This is a genomic window from Bradyrhizobium sp., from assembly GCF_047605465.1.
GTDB lineage: Bacteria > Pseudomonadota > Alphaproteobacteria > Rhizobiales > Xanthobacteraceae > Bradyrhizobium.
Genome location: NZ_JASGFS010000003.1, coordinates 361,927 through 377,975 on the forward strand (window position 1 = coordinate 361,927; position 16,049 = coordinate 377,975).

Consider the following 16,049-nt stretch of genomic DNA (forward strand, 5'->3'; position numbering starts at 1 on the left):
GCTCCGTCAGAGCCAGAGGATCTGCTTGCGATAGCCGAGATCGTTGAGCAGCGGCGCCGCTGGGCCCTGGTGGAACACGGCGCCGCGCTCGAGCGCGAAGACGCGATCGGCGAGCGCGAGCACGAGATCGAGATTGTGCTCGACGATCACGATCGACATGTGCCGGCGGAGCTGGTCGAACACCTTGAACAGTTCCAGCGTCACCGCCGGTGCGAGTCCCTCGAACGGCTCGTCGAGCAGCAGCAAGCGAACATTGCCCGACATGGCGCGGGCGACCGCGACCATCTGCTGCTCGCCGCCGGAGAGATAATCGGCCGCCACGTTCATGCGCTCCTTCAGGCGCGGGAAATAGTGCAGGATCTGCTCCTCGTCCCACACGACGCCGTCGCTGCCGTCGGTCTTGCGCGCGAGGCGGCCGAGCGCGAGGTTCTCGCGCACGCTCATGCCGGCGAACAGGCCGCGCCCCTGCGGCACGTAGCCGATGCCGCGGCGCGCGATGTCGGGCGCGGCGACGCCCGCGAGATCGTCGCCGCGATAGGCGATCGTCCCCGATGCCGCCGGCACGAGACCGGCGATGGTCTTCAGCAGCGTCGACTTGCCAGCGCCGTTGCGGCCGAGCAGCGCGACGATCTCGCCCTCGCGCACGTCGAGCGCGGCGTCGTTGAGAATGTGGCTCTTGCCGTAGAAGGTGTTGACGCGGTCGAGGCGCAGCACCGTGTCGTGCGGACCGGTGGCCTCTTCGGCGCGCCGGTGCCCCACGGCCGGGATGCCTTTGCCGGTATAGATCTCCTGCACGCGCAGGTCGGCCCGTACTGCCGCGGGGCAGGCGGACATCAGCACCTCGCCCTGGTTCATGACGGTCACGGCCTGCGAGAAGGCGAGCACGCGGTCGATGTCGTGCTCGACGATCAGCACGGGAATGTTCGCGGCGATGTTCCTGACGAGGTTGGACACGCGTTCGCGCTCCGCGGCGGCAAGGCCGGCGAGCGGCTCGTCGAGCAGCAGCACCTGCGGCTTGGAGCCGAGCGCGATGCCGAGGTCGACCAGCCGCTGGCCGCCATAGGACAGCTCGCCGCCCTCGATCGTCTCGATGCCCTCGAGGCCGAGGAATTTCGTCAGCGCGGCGGTCTCGGCGTGGATCTCCTCATAGGCATCGATGTCGTTCCAGATGTTGAAGCGCATCGCGCGGCGCGCCTGCAGCGACAGGCGGAGGTTCTCGTAGATGGTCAGGCCGCGAAACAGGTTGGTGATCTGGAACGACCGCGCCAGCCCCCGATGGCAGATCAGGTTCGCCGGCACGCCGGCGATGTCGCGGCCGCCGAGCCGGATCGTGCCCCGATCCGGCGTGTAGAGACCGGAGACGAGGTTGAACAGCGTGGTCTTGCCGGCGCCGTTCGGTCCGATCAGCGCATGGATCTCGCCCGCGGTCACGGCGAGGCTCGCGTTCTCGACCGCGCGGATGCCGCCGAACGTCTTCGACACGCCGCTGACCTCGAGCACCGTGCCCTTCAGTGCCTCCGGCCGCAGGAAATCGGGCAGCGGCAGGCCGTCATAGATCCTGCGCCGGCTCATGGCCGCCGTCTCCTCCGCGGCGGGACGGAAGCGCTGCCTGATCAGCGCACCGATGCCGACGAGGCCGCCGGGCGAATACATCACGAAGGCCACGAAGATCAGTCCGAACCAGAACAGCCAGTCAGACGTCCAGATCGAGAACAGTTCGCGGAACAGGATGAAGAACACCGCGCCGAGCGCAGGTCCGAGCAGGCTGCGCATCCCGCCGATGACGACCATGGCGAGCAACTCGCCGGCGAACGGCACCGAGACGGCTTCGGCGGAGACGAGGTAGTTGAGGAAGGCGATCAGCGCGCCGGCAAGTCCGGTCACGACGGCGGAGATCACGAACACGACGAGCTTGTAGCGCTCGACCGGATAGCCCTGGAAGCTCGCGCGGAGCTGGTTCTCGCGGATCGCGACCAGCACGTGGCCGAACGGCGAGCGCACCAGCCGCATCAGCACGTAGAGCACGACGAGCCCGATCGCCGCGACCACCGCGTAATAGCCGAGGGCGCCATCGAGGCTGATTGGGCCGAGATTGCCGCGCTTGAGGCCGCCGAGCCCATCCTCGCCGCCGGTCAGGCTCGTCCAGCGGAAAGCGGTGGTGTAGACCAGCGCGGCCAGCGCGAGCGTCAGCAGCGAGAAATAGACGCCGCGCCTGCGCAGGATCAGCATGCCTGTTATCGCCGACGCGACGGCGACGACGGCCATCGAGCCGAGCAGGGGCAGCCAGATCTCGCCGGGAAACAAATGAAGCTGGATCAGCCCGGCGGCATAGGCGCCGATGCCGAACCAGGTGCTGTGCCCGAAGGACACGAGGCCGGTATAGCCGATGCACAGATTGAGCCCCATGGCGGCGATCGCCAGTCCGATCATCCAGGTGCCGGTGTTCAAGGACAGGCCGAGCGCCTTCAGCAGGAAGGGAAGCGCGACGACCGCGATCGTTGCGATCAGCAGCGGCTTGAGCTTGTCGATGGCGGAGGCGCGGGTCATTCGAACTTCTCGATGCGTTCGCCGAGCAGCCCGCGCGGACGCACCAGCAGCACCAGGAACATCAGGATGTAGATCGAGGCCTCGCCCGCCGCCGGCTCGAAATGGATGGCGACGCCGCGCACGACGCCGACGAGGAGGGCGGCGATGACGACGCCCCAGAAGCTGCCGAGGCCGCCGATCACGACGACGACGAAGGCGACCGTCATGATCTCGGCGCCCATCGCCGGATGCACGGTCGTGATCGGTGCGAAGAAGGCGCCGCCGAGCGCGGCCATGCCGACGCCGAGCATGACGATCGCGGTCATGTAGGGCTGAAGCCTGATTCCGAGCGCGGCGACCATGTCCGGTCGCTGGATGCCGGCGCGCACCACGCGGCCGAACGAGGTCTTGTGCAGCAGCAGCCATACGCCGGCCAGGACGGCCGCCACGACGCCGAGGATCAGGAGGCGATAGCGCGAGAACAGGAAATCGCCGACGATGACCGAGCCGCGGAAGCTCTGCGGAATCTCGGCCGACACGGGCGCCGCGCCCCAGATCATGCGGATCGACTGCTCGGCGACCATCGCAAGGCCGAAGGTCACGAGCAGGCTGAGGATCGGGTCCGCCGTGTAGAAGCGGCGCAGGATGAAGCGTTCGAAGAGGATGCCGAGCAGGGCGACCGCGAGCGGCGAGATCACGACGGAGGCGCCGAAGTCGAGATGATGCGTGAGCGCGACGAAGACATAGGCGCCGAGTGCGTAGAACGCGCCGTGTGCGAGGTTGACGATGCCGCCGACGGAGAAGATCAGCGACAGGCCGAGTGCGATGAGAAGGTAATAGCCTCCGAGCACGAGGCCATTCACCACCTGTTCCAGCAAGAACTCGATCTGCATGTTTCGTCCGTCGCCCTGACCGCTGCCCGGCAAAGCGGCGCCGGCAGGGCCGGCGCCGCGGACGCCAATCGGTTCGCTTGCGCTTCAGCCGCGCCTCAGGCCTTCATCTCGCAGGGATTCTGTTCCCTGGTCGGATAGATCGATTCCAGCGGATCGTTCGCCGCCGGCACCGCATCGCCCAGCACCAGCATGTCCCACTGGTCCTTCATCTTGTCCTTGGGCTTCACGGTGAACGGGTAAGCCTCCTGGACCATCTGGTGATCCCAGGAGCGGAAATAGGCCTTGCGCGCCTTCATGATGTCGAACTGCGACTGCTTCTCGAAATAGGCGATCAGCTCGCCGCTATCCGTCGACTTCGTGTTGCCGATCGCCTCCGCCAGCAGCTTGAGCGTGACGTATTCGATCCAGGCGTGGTTCTCCGGCGGCTTGCCGTATTTCTTGGTGAAGGTCGCGACGAAGGCCTGCGAGGCCGGGTTGTCCAGCGTGTGGTACCAGACTGTGGGCCAGGTGCCGCTGAGATTGCCCGCGCCGGCGGCCCAGGCATCGCCGGTGTTGAGGTTGAAGCCGACCAGCGGGTAGGGAAAGCCGAACTCGGCATATTGCTTGACGAGATTGGTGACCTGGTTGCCGGCGAGATTGCAGCAGACCACGTCGGGCTTGGCCTGCCGCACCTTCAGCAGATAGGGGCTGAAATCGGTGACGTCGGTGGCGATCAGCTCGTCGCCGATCAGGCTGGCCTCGTGCGTGCCGAAGAACGCCTTCGCGGCCTTGAGCAGGTCATGGCCGAAGATGTAGTCCGCGGTGAGTGTAAAGAACTTCTTGCCCTTCACCATGCCCTTCTGCGCCAGCGCGGTGCCGACCGCGTTGACCATCACGGTGTTGGGGATGTCGCAGTGGAAGGAGTACTTGTTGCAGTTCTTGCCGCGCAGCGCGTCCGAGCGCGCGCCGGTCGAGAAGAACACCTTCTTGTTGCGCTCGGCCACCTGCATGATCGTGAGGGACGAGGCTGAGGAGATTTCGCCGAGCAGCACCACGGCGCCATCCTGCTCCAGCATGCGCTGCGCCTTGGTCGCGGCCGTGGCGGGGTTGATCGAGTCTTCCGAGAGCAGCTCGATCTGCTTGCCCAGGATGCCGCCGGACTGGTTGATCTCCTCGGCAGCGAGCTTCACGCCGAGTTGCGCGTAGCTGCCGATCACGCCGAGGAAGCCGGTGAGCGGCGTCAGGTGCCCGATGCGGATCTTCTCGGCCTGGGCCCTCACGATCGCCGGAAATCCCAATGCGGACGCGCCTGCAAAGGCTGCGCCCGCCCTCAACAACGTCCGTCGGCTGGTGCGGATCATCTTCTCTCTCCTCCCGGTGCATCGCGTGCCTCTCTTCAATCTCGGTATACGACATTGTGAGAGACGTTTTTTTAATGCTGGAAGATAATCCCGAACGCCGCCGCCGGTGTCAACCGGCAAAATCGTCGCCCGCAGGCGCCTCAGACCTTTTGCGGAAGTGCCGTGCGCGCCGAGCCCTTTGCGCCGAATTCGGCCGACAGTCGGTCGGCCGCGGCCTGCACCACCTGCGCGCTTGCGTGCAGCGCCTGGTTGGAGAGCCGCCAGATCGGGCCGGAAATGCCGAGAGCGCCGATCACCCGCCCGGTGAAATCGGTCACGGGTACAGCGACGCAGCGCACTTCGGGATTGAACTCGCCGTCATCGAAGGCGACGCCGGTGCGCTGCACCTCGGCGATCTCGCGTGTCAGCACGCCGGCATCGGTGATGGATTTCGGCGTGGATGGTTTCAGCTCCGTGCGAGCGAGGAAGCGCGTGAGTTGGTCGGGACGGAGCGAGGCAAGGATGATCTTGCCGAGCGCGGTGCAATGGGCCGGGCGCACGACGCCGACCCGGTCGGTCAATTGAAATGCGCCGGGACCGCTGGTGCGTGCGATGACGACCACGGCATCGCCCATCCGCACTGCGAAATGGCTGCTTTCGCTGGTTTCCCGCGACAGCTCCTCGAGCACCGGAGTTGCGACGTTGACCATCTCGATCTCGTCGAGCGCGCTGGCTGCGAGCGCGAACAGCGGGCGGCCAATGCGGTAGCGCTTGTTGTCCTTTTCCTGACGGAGGTAGCCGAGCGAGACCAGCGTCTTCGCCAGGTGAAAGGTGGTCGAGTTGTGCAGGCCGACGAGCTTGCTCAGCTCCGCAAGCCCGATCCCTTCGCGATGCCGGGCGACTTCTTCGAGGATCGAGAAGGCGCGGCCGAGCGACTGAACGCCGCCGCTGCGCTGCTTGTCGTCGGCCTCGTCGTCGCCATCGGCTTGCGGCGCGGGGATCAGCTTGGCGATCGTAGCCTTGCGTGGCGTTGCAGGCTTCTCGCGGGTCGTAGGCTTGGTACGCGATCTCAAGGAAGGCCCCTTCTGGTGAATCCGTCATGACTCCGTTCGTTCGACAGTAGCACGCAACCGTGCAGCCGTCGGTGCGGGGCCCGCGTTTCCTGGGGCGCAAGCCTATCACAATATAAATTGACGTACAGCATTATGAGAAATAGGGTGCCGGCGGCTCAATGACGGCCACGTCGCCGTGCGCGGCATCGTGCAGAAGAAGCCGTCGGGCCGCAGGGAGACGTGTTGATGTCGCGAAACATGCTCAATGGCGCTCAGGTCATTGTCGACTATCTGATCCAGGAGAAGGTGCCGCAGGTGTTCGGGCTCTGCGGCCATGGCAACATCCAGTTCATCGACGCGCTGTACGAGCGGTCCTCCGAGATCAAGACGATCTCCGTGCATCACGAAAGCGTCGCCGGGTTCATGGCCGACGTCTATTACCGCGTCTCGGGCAGGCCGACGGCGACTTTCACCTCGTGCGGACCGGGCTCGGCCAATCTGCCGATCTCGCTCGCCAATGCCTTCCTTGATTCCGTGCCGTTCATGGCTATCACCGGCAATGTGCCGACCAGCCAGTTCAACCGCGGCGCGTTCCAGGAGATGTACCGCCACTATCAGGCCGACTTCCCGTCGTCGGTTCGTACTATGTGCAAGAAGGTGTTTCAGCCGACCCGTGGCGAGATGGTGCCGCTCGCGGTGCGCCAGGCCTGGAAGACCATGGTCACGGGACGACCGGGGCCGGTCGTGGTCGACGTCCCCTTCGACGTCTTCATGGAATCGGCGGCCGAGGAGGCACCGAAGGCGATCGAGTGGAACGCCAACATCTCGAGCCGTTGTGGCGCAGACCCGGATGGTGTCGAGAAGGCGGTCGACATGCTGCTCTCGGCCGAACGGCCGGTCATGCTGGTCGGACAGGGCGTGCGCTATGGCGGTGCCGCGGACGAACTGCGCAAGCTCGCCGAGCGGCTTCAGATTCCGGTCGCGGCGTCCGCCAGCGGCCTCGGTGCGCTCGACGTCAATCATCCGCTCGCGCTCGGCCTCGTCGCGCGAGCCGGCCATTATCAGGCCAATCACGCGACACGTCAGGCCGACGTGCTGCTGGCGCTCGGCGTCCGCTTCGACGACCGCACGTCGAGTTCGTGGATTCCCGGCTATTCCTTCACGATCCCGCCGACCAAGCTGATCCACGTCGACATCGATCCCGAAGAGATCGGCCGCAACTATCCCGTCGCGCTCGGGTTGATGGCCGATGTCCGCACCTTCCTGCGGCAGGTGCATGCAGAGCTCGATCGTCGCGACAATCTCTTCAAGAAGTCCGATGCGCGCAAGAAGTGGCTGGCGCAGATCGACGGCTATCGCAGGGAATGGGACAAGTTCGTCGCGCCGGGTTTTTCGGACGATACCTCGCCGATCAACCCGCAGCGTGCGGCGACCGAGATCGACAAGGCGCTGCCGGAGGATGCCATCCTCGTCTCCGACATCGGCGTGCACCACAACTGGCTGCTCGGCTTCTGCAAGCCGAAGCGGCCGGATTCGTTGATCGGCTCGATGGGATTCGGCCCGATGGGCTTCGGTGTTGCGGGCGTCATGGGGGCGAAGTTCGCGGCGCCCGACCGTCCCTGCGTGTCGGTGTGCGGCGACGGCGCGTTTTTCATGCATGCCAACGTGCTGGGCACGGCGGTCGAGTACAATCTGCCCGTGGTTTGGGTGATCTGGAACAACTACGCCTACGCTTCGATCCGCGGACTTCAGCGCGGCTATCTCGGCGGGCGCGAGCTCGCGACCGACTTCAAGCATCCTGAGACGGGCCAGCGCTACAACCCGGATTTCGCGGCCATGGCGCGCTCCTGCGGTGTCGAAGGCGTGCGGGTGGATCGTGCTGGCGACATCGGCGAGGCGATCCGCAAGGGCATTGCCGCAAACAAGCCATATCTGATCGACGTCGATATCGCAGCCGACGTCAACCCGGTCGGTGCGGGCGTCTGGGAATTGCCGGGCCTCGGCCAAAGCAAGGCCGGCATCGGCACCCGCTTTCTGCCGGACTGACCGCGAATCGCAATTCGCCACGAAGATATCGGGGAGATGGGAATGACGTTCGCAGGCAAGAAGGTCGTCGTGATCGGCGGCTCCTCAGGCATCGGCCTTGCTACGGCGGAACTCGCCAAGAAACAGGGCGCGGAGGTCATCATCGCTTCGCGCAGCGCCGCGAAGCTCGATCCCGTTGCCGAGCGACTGAAAGTGGCAGCGATCCCGGCCGACGTGACCAGCGATGAGAGCATTGCCGAGCTGTTCCGCCGCACCGGACCGGTCGATCACGTGGTGCTGACGGCCGCTCAGCTCCGTACCGGACCGTTCAAGACGGTCGCGATGGAAGACGTACGTGCCACCATGGAAGCCAAGTTCTGGGGCGCGTGGCGTGTGGCACGCGAAGCGGAGATACGCGCGGGCGGTTCGCTGACGCTGGTGACCGGATTTCTCAGCGTTCGGCCGCGGCCGAACTCGGCGATCATCAGCGCGGCGAACGGTGCGCTGGAGTCGCTGGCCCGTGCGCTGGCACTCGAACTCGCACCGGTGCGCGTGAACGCCGTTTCGCCGGGCGTCATCGACACGCCGATCCGGGCCGCGATGCCCGAAGCGGCGCGCAAGGAGATGCTGGCCAAGACCGCCGCCGCGCTGCCGGTCGGCCGTGTCGGAATGTCCGAGGATATCGCCCAGCAGATCGCGTGCCTGATGGCCAACGGCTTCGCGACGGGTTCGATCGTCTATATCGACGGAGGCGCGCTGATCGGCTGAGCAGCAGGTTCGACCCACGATGGGCTGTTTGAGAACTGCGCTCCGAACACGAAACAAGGGGAGGCCCAGGCATGAATACGATTGGGTTGAGCGGCCAGGCAACGGCTCCGCTGCATGCCGCGGATGAGCCCGATGTCCGTCGGAAGATCGAGGCGGGGCTGATCGGAGGTCTCGTCGGCGGCTTTGTCATCTGGATCTACGAAGCCATCGTCTGGGTCGGCGTTCAGCATCTCATGCCGATGGTGGGAATCCCGCGCAATGCGACCGGCCTGGTGTTCGGCAAGGCGGCGCAGGACAACCTCGGTGCGCTTGCTTATGTCGTCGGCACCGGCATCCACTTCTTCTTCTGCTTCGCCTGGGGTATCGCGTTCGCTTTCGCATGGCCCTATTTCCGCCGCCGCGGCTACGAAGCGACACTGGTCGCGATGGGATTTGCGATCGTCCTATGGATCGTCATGCATGCTGCGATTGCGCTGGTGTCCAACGACCACCCGAACTACCTCGATCCGATGGTGGTGATCGGCGGTTTCATGTCGCACTTCTTCTACGCCGTTCCGCTCGCGCTGATCGTGAAGCGGCGTCTGGCCCAGGGATAAGCAGGGGTGAATCAACGATGATGTCCGAAAGCAACGGCGCCTTCATTCGCAACATCGCCGAAGTGCCCTGGCGCGAATTCCCCAATCACTTCGGCGGCGCGCTGTCGAAGCCGCTGGTGATGCCCGAGACCGCAGGCTCACGCCACATCGACTATCGAATCTCGATGTACCAGCCGATGGCTCACGTCGCGCGACACCATCACGAGGTGCAGGAACAGGTCTATCACGTGCTGGAAGGCGAAGGGCTGATGGAGATCGCCGGCAAGAACCATGTCGTGCGCAAGCACGACGTGATCTTCCTGCCGCCCGGTGTCGAGCATGCGATCTCGAACTCGGGCCTGACCGATCTCGTCTTTCTGGTGGTGACCTCGCCGGTAACGGACGACGAGAAGCCGGTCTGACGGCTCAGCGTTCGCTGGACGCGATGCGGAGGGCGTGAGCCTTGGCGCTCTTCCCCATAGCCCGCGCCGCGATCATGCCGCGGGTCTTGCCGCCGGGCGGGCTGGTCTTCCGGAGCAGGACTGCGATCCGCTTTCGCGCACGGCCCGCCGCGAGGCGCGCCGCCAACTGCTCGGCCTTGCGGATGATGCCGGCGACTGTGGGATTGAGGTTCACCGGAACCCAGGCGCGATCCTTTGTCTTTGAGAGGCTGCCGGTGCCTTCGCATGGGGCTTCGCGCGGCAGGTCGATCCGGATCGCGAGAGCTTCCGAACGCCCGGTCCAGTCCTCGGCCCTGGTGCCGGTGATGATCTGGACGTAATCGCGCGTCTCGCGCGGCAACTCGCTCTCTTTGGCCAGCCATTTCTGGATTCGACCCGGGCCAGCGTTATAGGCAGCCGCTGCGAGACCAAGATTGCCGAAATCGTCGCGGAGCTTCTGCAGGAATTTTGCCGAAGCAGGCAGCGCTTTCATCGCGTCGAAGGGATCATCGAGCCCGACCTCGGCGGCCGTCTCCGGCATGAACTGCGCGACGCCCTGTGCGCCGGCGTTGCTGACCTCGTTGGAACGAAAACGGCTTTCCTGCCAGATCAGGCGTGCGAAGAACGGCACCGGAATGCCGCTGGTTTCAGCGGCTTTTCTCAGCGCCTGGCAGAATTGGTCGGTCGGCGAAATGTCGGCGTGATCGGTCGGCTGGGTTTCCACGGACGGTTCGATCATCTGCTCATAGGCCGCGTGCGCATTGGCCAGCTCGATGGCCTGCACGCTTGCGAGGAACAGCTCGACCACCGGGACGAGCGGGGCGCGGTTCTGAAGGACGGTATCGGGGGAGCTTGATGTTTGGCGGGTCGTTGACGGATCGAGGTCGCACATCAAAATCAGAAGCGCGGCGCAAGCCGCGACGACAAATCGCATCTCGGTGGAAGTCCTCGAACTGTGGGGGAACGACCAGCGTGTGTGCCGGTGAAGGACTTCTTAACCGTAATTGCGGCGAAGCTGCGATTTCGCCGGATCGCCGGTGTTAGTACGGTGTTCCCGCGATTGAGGCGTCAGCTTGGGAACCGACGGGCTATGGCACGCGATATGTCACCTCACGAGAGTGACGGCTATGCGTCCGGGAAATCCTTGCGCATCGCGATTTCGGCAGCATCGCCCGGCGACAGCACGGTCTGGTCGAAGGCAGGCTGCGGCTTCGTCATGATGTCGTAGAGCGAGATGCCCTTGATCGGCTTGCCCATCAGCTCACGGACGCATTCGGCCAGCGTGCCGTTGTAGACGAGGTAGGGCGGGCCTCTGTCCTTCTGCCTCTGTCCCTTCAGTGAGGGCCACTTCTTCAGTTCGGCCGGCGCATCGTAGGCGATCGGCGAGCCTTCCTTAAACATGCATATTGCCCCGGGCGGCGTGAACAGCCCGACACCGTAGAGGCGCGCGGTAAACGCACGTTGAAGAATTGGTTCAAATCAGCCGGCAATGAAGGCCAGCAGGGTGCCGTTAGCCTTGGCCGGCGGCACGCAGATCGCATCGCCGCTGCGCACGGCAACCGAGCCCAGCGCCTTTTCGGTGGCCGCGAGATCACCGCTGACCAGCACCAGCGCCGCACCGCCGCGTTCAGCGAGTCCGGTGAGTGGCACGCCGGGATAGCGTTTGCCGAGCTGATCCAGCGTCAGATAGACGAAATCGGCGCGATCTCCGCCAGAGGGAACCGTGACTGCGCCGTCGGCTTCGGACGTCGGCTCGCGATCGATCAGCCGTGCCAGATGCGCTGCTTCCTCGGCGGGCTCCGGTGTTGCGACCAGAGCCTGCCTGATCCGCTTGGCCGCATTGGCGTGCTTCATCAATTCCGGGATCCACACCGTCTCGCGCGTCTTGTGCTGGCAGGCGAAGATGCGCACGCCACCGGGTGCCTCGGCGGTCGGCCACATGAAAGTACGGAATTTCGCCGCCGACACCGCGCCGTTCGGAAGCGTCACCGGCCGCTCGAAATCGGTCGGGCCGATCGGGACGAGGCCGCGTGCGCGGACCTCTTCGGCGCCGGCAGCGGAATCGACCGCGGTGAAGGCGATGCGCTCGATGCCTTCGCCGCGCTTGTCGAGGAAGGCGCGCGCGGGCGCATTCGCCTCGGTCGGTGCGAGCACGCCGAGCAGCTCCATATAGTCCGGGTCGAACATGATCGTGTAGTTGCCCGTTCCCATATGTGCGCTGTGGGTGCCGCGCGGGGAAACGGTGAAGCCGAGCTGCCTGTAGTTCTCGGCGGCCTTGTCGAGGTCCCGCACCATGATCACGGCGTGGTCGATACCGATGACGTTATTGAGGGCCACTGTTCTTTCCCCGCATGCAAACCGAACTGGACCGTGGTGGCGGCCAGCGCTCCTGTCTACGCCGGATGGGCGCCCGAGTCATTTTCAAATCGGCGGCCTTTGCGGAAATTCATTGCGCGCGAGGCGGCATCGGCGCGAAGGCGCGATGGCGTCAGCGGGTCTGCTCGCCGATATAGGCGGCGAGGATCGCGCGCTCATCGCTGGTCATTTCGGTGATGTTGCCCGGCGGCATCGCGGTGGACCATGCGGCGACGCGGCCGATCAGGCGGATGTTGCGATGGATGTGCTCGGGCGCATCGAGCAGGATGCCCTTCGGCGCGGTCACGATGCCGGCCCAGACCGGCTCGGCCGCGTGGCACATGCTGCAGCGGGACATCACGATCTCCTCGACATTGGCGAGCGTCGGCTGCGTCGTCAGTGCGCCGGTCGTCACCTCGCGGGGGCCTGCCGCGGAGAGCAGGCCGATCGCGATGACGCCGACCGCAGCCGCGCCCCAGACCCACCACGGCGATTTGCGCCCGGCATGCCGCTCGTTGAAGAAGTGGCGGATCACGGGTCCCAGCGCCAGCACGATCGCCACGATGATCCAGTTGAACCGGGTGGCGTAGAGCAGGGGATAATGGTTGCTGATCATCAGCACGACGACCGGGAGCGTGAGATAATTGTTGTGAACCGAGCGCTCCTTGCTGGTCTTGCCGAGTTTCGGGTCGGGAGCCTGGCCCGCGATCAGGCTGGCGACGATCTTCTTCTGGTTCGGAATGATCACCGCGAAGACGTTGGCGACCATGATCGTGCCGATGATGGCCGCGATCTGGTTGAAGGCACCGCGGCCGCTCAGAACGTGCGTGAAGGCGTAGGTCAGCGCGACGAGGAACAGGTAGCCGCCGATGGCGAACGGCAGCTCGCGCTGCGCAAGTCCGGTCCGGCAGGCGACCTCATAGAGCAGCCAGGCCAGCGCGAGGCTGCAGAAGCTGAACAGCCCGGCCTGGATCGGCGTGAGGTCGAGGATAGACTTGTCGACGAGGAACAGATCGGCGTCGAGATAGTAGACCACCACCATCAGCGCGAAGCCGGACAGCCAGGTGGTATAGGCCTCCCATTTGAACCAGGTCAGTTCCTCCGGCATCTGGCTCGGCGCGACCATGTATTTCATGATCCGGTAGAAGCCGCCGCCATGGACCTGCCAGGCTTCGCCCTGTACGCCGTCGGGCAGCTCAGCCCTGGGTTTCAGGCTGAGATCGAGATGGATGAAGTAGAAGGAGCTGCCGATCCAGCCGATCGCGGCCACCACGTGCAGCCAGCGGAGCAGCAGGTTCGCCCATTCCGATACGATCGATCCCCACATGACCACCCCGCCAGTCGCGCTATCGATGCCGCAGCTTTGAAGCCGCAACCGGCGGCCTTCACCTTATCTTGCCCTTACAATGTGTCGCATCGATCAGCCGTATTTTCCAGTATGATGGATGTTACAGGCTGCACATCGTGCGGGCATGAGCTGACGTGGGATTCGGCAGGTGTGCGATCTGCCGGAGAAACAGTTGCAGGTGATAGGCGTTGACACTCGACGGGTGGAAGGCCGGGAAGGAAAGTGACGTGAGGAAGAAGATCTGCTCCGTGGTCGTGTCCACGGCATTTCTGGTTGCCGCCGCTGGCGCACAGGCCGAGCCGGTGCTGCAGGGCAAGGACGCCTATGGCGACTGGCGAACCGACAAGCCCGGTACGGTCAGGCTGATCCGGCCACAGGATCTCGTGAAGCCGGGCGCAACGCCGTCGGCGGCGCTCAGTGCGCCGGTGGTGCCGCGTCCGGCGGAAGCGGCGCTTCAGGTGCCGGCGGGATTCAAGGTCGAGTTGTTCGCCGATGGCCTGCGTGGCCCGCGCATCGTGCGCGTTGCGCCCAACGGCGATGTCTTCGTGGCGGAGACGCGGACGGGCGACATCCGCGTGCTTCGCGCGGGTGAAGGCGGCAAGGCGGCCACGAACGAGGTCTTTGCCGCCGGCCTGAAGCGGCCGTTCGGTATCGCCTTCTTTCCGAGTGGGGACAACCCGCAATGGGTCTATGTCGCCAACACCGACAGTGTCGTGCGCTTTCCCTACCAGGCCGGCGATCTCAAGGCGCGCGGCAAGCCCGAGACGATCGTGGCGAGCCTGCCGGCCGATGGCGGTCATTCCACCCGGGACATCGTCTTCACGCCTGACGACAAACGCATGCTGATCTCGGTCGGATCGGTCAGCAATGTCGCCGAGGGCATGGGCAATCCGCCGGGCGGACTGGACGCGTGGTCGCGAACGCAGCCACTGGGCGCCGCCTGGGCGAGCGAGACGGAGCGCGCGGCCGTGCTCGCCTTCACTCCCGATGGCAAGGAACGGAAGATCTACGCCACCGGCATCCGCAACTGCGTCGGCCTTGCGATCCAGCCCCAGACAGGCCTGCCCTGGTGCTCGACCAACGAACGCGACGGCCTCGGCGACGATCTCGTGCCCGACTACGTGACGAGCGTGAAGGAAGGCGCGTTCTACGGCTGGCCGTGGTTCTATATCGGCGGCCATGAAGATCCGCGCCACGCCGGCGCGCGGCCGGACCTCAAGGACAAGGTGACGATCCCGGATGTGCTGGTGCAGCCGCACTCGGCGTCCCTCGGCATGACGTTCTACCAGGGCACGCAGTTTCCAGCCGCGTATCACGGCGATGCATTCGCGGCCGAGCACGGTTCCTGGAACCGGTCGAAGCGCACCGGCTACAAGGTGATCCGGATCAGGATGAAGGACGGCAAGCCGACCGGCGAATACGAGGACTTCGTCACCGGCTTTGTCGTGAGTGACGCGGAGGTCTGGGGGCGCCCGGTCGGCGTTGCCGTGGCCAAGGATGGTTCGCTGCTGGTGTCGGAGGATGCCAACGGAACGATCTGGCGGGTGACGCATCCGTAGAAACGGCGAGACGGAGGGGACCTATCCCCTCCGTACGCTCGCGCCTCCATCCACCGGCAGCGTGACGCCGGTGATGAAGTTGGCTTCGTCCGAGGCCAGGAACAGAGCGGCGTTCGCGACGTCCCATCCGGTGCCCATCTTCCTGCGCAGCGGCACCTTGCTGTCGCGCTCGGCCTCGACCTCGGCGCGGGTCTTGTGCCATTCGCGGGCGCGGGTATCGACCGCCATCGGCGTGTTCATCAGCCCGGGCAGGATGACGTTGGCGCGGATGCCGTATTCGGCGTTCTGGTAGGCGAGCTGCTCGGTGAAGGCGATCATCGCCGATTTCGTCGCCTTGTAGGCGACGTAAGGGTAGGTCGTGATCGCGGCCATCGATGAGATGTTGATGATGGCGCCGCTTTTCTGCGCACGCATCACCGGGATCACTTCCTTGGCGGCGAGAATGCAGCTTTTCAGGTTGATGGCGACGACGCGGTCGAACGCCTCCTCGGTCAGTTGGAGCAGCTCGGCGTCGCCGCCCGCGAGGCTGACGCCGACATTGTTGTGCAGCACGTCGATCCGGCTCCAGCGCGCCTTGGCATCCGCTGCCATCGCCTTGATGTCGGCGGACTTGGTCACGTCGGCTCGGAAGGCCGCGGCGGTGCCTTGCTTCGCGGCGATCATGGCGACGGTTTCCTGCGCCGACTCGAGATGATGGTCGACGCAGAGCACCTTCGCGCCTTCGCGCGCGAAGGTCAGCGCCGTGGCGCGGCCGTTGCCCATGCCTTCGCCCGGGCTCTGCCCGGCGCCCACGACGATCGCAACCTTGTCCTTCAAGCGCATGTCAGTTCACTCCCGGGATCGGGTACTGCTGGAGTACCTCTTTGTAGTAGGGTTCGTTGTCGATCTTCATGGTGGCGAGCACACGTACCACGCCGCAATAGAACGCGATGGTCAGGACCAGATCGACCATGTGCTCGTCGGAGAGATCTCTCCTGATCTCGGCGAAGGTCGCTTCCGACATCGCGAGCTGGCTCACCATCTCGCGCGCGCCTTTCAGGATCGCCTTGGCGAGCGGCTCCAGCGCCGACGGCTTGCCCTCGGTCTCCGCCATCAGGCCCGCAATGTCCGCGTCGGTGACGCCGAACTCCTTGCCGATCTTCACGTGATGGGTGAACTCGTATTCCGACTTCTCCATCCAGCCGACCTG

15 protein-coding genes are annotated in these 16,049 nt (G+C 65.2%); 5 read left to right on the top strand and 10 right to left on the bottom strand.

Annotation, left to right across the window (positions count from 1 at the left end; genetic code table 11):
* Window positions 1-6 precede the first annotated feature (6 nt).
* From QM712_RS05465 to QM712_RS05480, 4 genes are all read right to left on the bottom strand, one after another.
* On the bottom strand, window positions 7-2,547 hold the full coding sequence (locus QM712_RS05465) for an ATP-binding cassette domain-containing protein (protein ID WP_415022021.1): 2,541 nt from the start codon (window positions 2,545-2,547) through the stop codon (window positions 7-9).
* Window positions 2,544-3,419: a branched-chain amino acid ABC transporter permease gene (locus tag QM712_RS05470; RefSeq protein ID WP_415022022.1), complete on the bottom strand. Its 876-nt coding sequence runs from the start codon at window positions 3,417-3,419 to the stop codon at window positions 2,544-2,546. Before QM712_RS05470 ends, QM712_RS05465 begins: the two co-directional genes overlap by 4 nt.
* 95 nt (window positions 3,420-3,514) lie before the next feature.
* On the bottom strand, window positions 3,515-4,759 hold the full coding sequence (locus tag QM712_RS05475; protein WP_415022023.1) for an ABC transporter substrate-binding protein: 1,245 nt from the start codon (window positions 4,757-4,759) through the stop codon (window positions 3,515-3,517).
* Window positions 4,760-4,899: 140 nt separating this feature from the next.
* The gene (locus tag QM712_RS05480) at window positions 4,900-5,811 is read right to left on the bottom strand and encodes an IclR family transcriptional regulator (RefSeq protein WP_415022024.1); all 912 of its coding nucleotides are present in this window, start codon (window positions 5,809-5,811) and stop codon (window positions 4,900-4,902) included.
* A gap of 225 nt (window positions 5,812-6,036) precedes the next feature.
* Between QM712_RS05480 and QM712_RS05485 the strand changes: the two genes are divergently transcribed.
* The 4 genes from QM712_RS05485 (at window position 6,037) to QM712_RS05500 (ending at window position 9,580) form a co-directional block, all read left to right on the top strand.
* Window positions 6,037-7,836 (top strand): thiamine pyrophosphate-binding protein, encoded by a 1,800-nt coding sequence (locus QM712_RS05485; RefSeq protein WP_415022025.1) that lies wholly within the window; start codon window positions 6,037-6,039, stop codon window positions 7,834-7,836.
* A 42-nt stretch (window positions 7,837-7,878) separates the two neighbouring features.
* Window positions 7,879-8,583, top strand: a complete 705-nt coding sequence (locus QM712_RS05490; protein ID WP_415022026.1) for an SDR family oxidoreductase — start codon at window positions 7,879-7,881, stop codon at window positions 8,581-8,583.
* A 71-nt stretch (window positions 8,584-8,654) separates the two neighbouring features.
* Window positions 8,655-9,179, top strand: a complete 525-nt coding sequence (locus QM712_RS05495) for a hypothetical protein (RefSeq protein WP_415022027.1) — start codon at window positions 8,655-8,657, stop codon at window positions 9,177-9,179.
* A gap of 17 nt (window positions 9,180-9,196) precedes the next feature.
* Window positions 9,197-9,580: a cupin domain-containing protein gene (locus QM712_RS05500; protein WP_415022028.1), complete on the top strand. Its 384-nt coding sequence runs from the start codon at window positions 9,197-9,199 to the stop codon at window positions 9,578-9,580.
* Window positions 9,581-9,584: 4 nt separating this feature from the next.
* Here the strand turns inward: QM712_RS05500 and QM712_RS05505 are convergent, their stop codons facing one another.
* From QM712_RS05505 to QM712_RS05520, 4 genes are all read right to left on the bottom strand, one after another.
* Window positions 9,585-10,532 carry a lytic transglycosylase domain-containing protein gene (locus QM712_RS05505; RefSeq protein ID WP_415022029.1) on the bottom strand — a complete coding sequence of 316 codons (948 nt, stop codon included), beginning with the start codon at window positions 10,530-10,532 and terminating at the stop codon, window positions 9,585-9,587.
* A gap of 191 nt (window positions 10,533-10,723) precedes the next feature.
* Window positions 10,724-10,999: a hypothetical protein gene (locus QM712_RS05510; RefSeq protein WP_415022030.1), complete on the bottom strand. Its 276-nt coding sequence runs from the start codon at window positions 10,997-10,999 to the stop codon at window positions 10,724-10,726.
* 78 nt (window positions 11,000-11,077) lie between these two features.
* On the bottom strand, window positions 11,078-11,935 hold the full coding sequence (locus QM712_RS05515) for a VOC family protein (RefSeq protein WP_415022031.1): 858 nt from the start codon (window positions 11,933-11,935) through the stop codon (window positions 11,078-11,080).
* A 151-nt stretch (window positions 11,936-12,086) separates the two neighbouring features.
* Entirely contained in the window at window positions 12,087-13,280 is a 1,194-nt protein-coding gene (locus QM712_RS05520; protein ID WP_415022032.1) for a urate hydroxylase PuuD, read from the bottom strand.
* 248 nt (window positions 13,281-13,528) lie between these two features.
* On the opposite strand from QM712_RS05520, the gene QM712_RS05525 reads away from it, so the two are divergent.
* Window positions 13,529-14,860 (top strand): PQQ-dependent sugar dehydrogenase, encoded by a 1,332-nt coding sequence (locus QM712_RS05525; RefSeq protein WP_415022033.1) that lies wholly within the window; start codon window positions 13,529-13,531, stop codon window positions 14,858-14,860.
* 21 nt (window positions 14,861-14,881) lie between these two features.
* Here the strand turns inward: QM712_RS05525 and QM712_RS05530 are convergent, their stop codons facing one another.
* On the bottom strand, window positions 14,882-15,682 hold the full coding sequence (locus QM712_RS05530) for an SDR family NAD(P)-dependent oxidoreductase (RefSeq protein WP_415022034.1): 801 nt from the start codon (window positions 15,680-15,682) through the stop codon (window positions 14,882-14,884).
* A gap of 1 nt (window position 15,683) precedes the next feature.
* The coding region (locus QM712_RS05535) for a carboxymuconolactone decarboxylase family protein (RefSeq protein WP_415022035.1) at window positions 15,684-16,049 on the bottom strand (366 nt) is incomplete at its 5' end.

What these genes read in the sequence shown, in the direction of transcription:
- QM712_RS05465 (WP_415022021.1), bottom strand. Translation starts at nt 2,547, where the DNA reads ATGACCCGCGCCTCCGCCATCGACAAGCTCAAGCCGCTGCTGATCGCA.
- QM712_RS05470 (WP_415022022.1), bottom strand. Translation starts at nt 3,419, where the DNA reads ATGCAGATCGAGTTCTTGCTGGAACAGGTGGTGAATGGCCTCGTGCTC.
- QM712_RS05475 (WP_415022023.1), bottom strand. Translation starts at nt 4,759, where the DNA reads ATGATCCGCACCAGCCGACGGACGTTGTTGAGGGCGGGCGCAGCCTTT.
- QM712_RS05485 (WP_415022025.1), top strand. Translation starts at nt 6,037, where the DNA reads ATGTCGCGAAACATGCTCAATGGCGCTCAGGTCATTGTCGACTATCTG.
- QM712_RS05490 (WP_415022026.1), top strand. Translation starts at nt 7,879, where the DNA reads ATGACGTTCGCAGGCAAGAAGGTCGTCGTGATCGGCGGCTCCTCAGGC.
- QM712_RS05495 (WP_415022027.1), top strand. Translation starts at nt 8,655, where the DNA reads ATGAATACGATTGGGTTGAGCGGCCAGGCAACGGCTCCGCTGCATGCC.
- QM712_RS05500 (WP_415022028.1), top strand. Translation starts at nt 9,197, where the DNA reads ATGATGTCCGAAAGCAACGGCGCCTTCATTCGCAACATCGCCGAAGTG.
- QM712_RS05505 (WP_415022029.1), bottom strand. Translation starts at nt 10,532, where the DNA reads ATGCGATTTGTCGTCGCGGCTTGCGCCGCGCTTCTGATTTTGATGTGC.
- QM712_RS05510 (WP_415022030.1), bottom strand. Translation starts at nt 10,999, where the DNA reads ATGTTTAAGGAAGGCTCGCCGATCGCCTACGATGCGCCGGCCGAACTG.
- QM712_RS05520 (WP_415022032.1), bottom strand. Translation starts at nt 13,280, where the DNA reads ATGTGGGGATCGATCGTATCGGAATGGGCGAACCTGCTGCTCCGCTGG.
- QM712_RS05530 (WP_415022034.1), bottom strand. Translation starts at nt 15,682, where the DNA reads ATGCGCTTGAAGGACAAGGTTGCGATCGTCGTGGGCGCCGGGCAGAGC.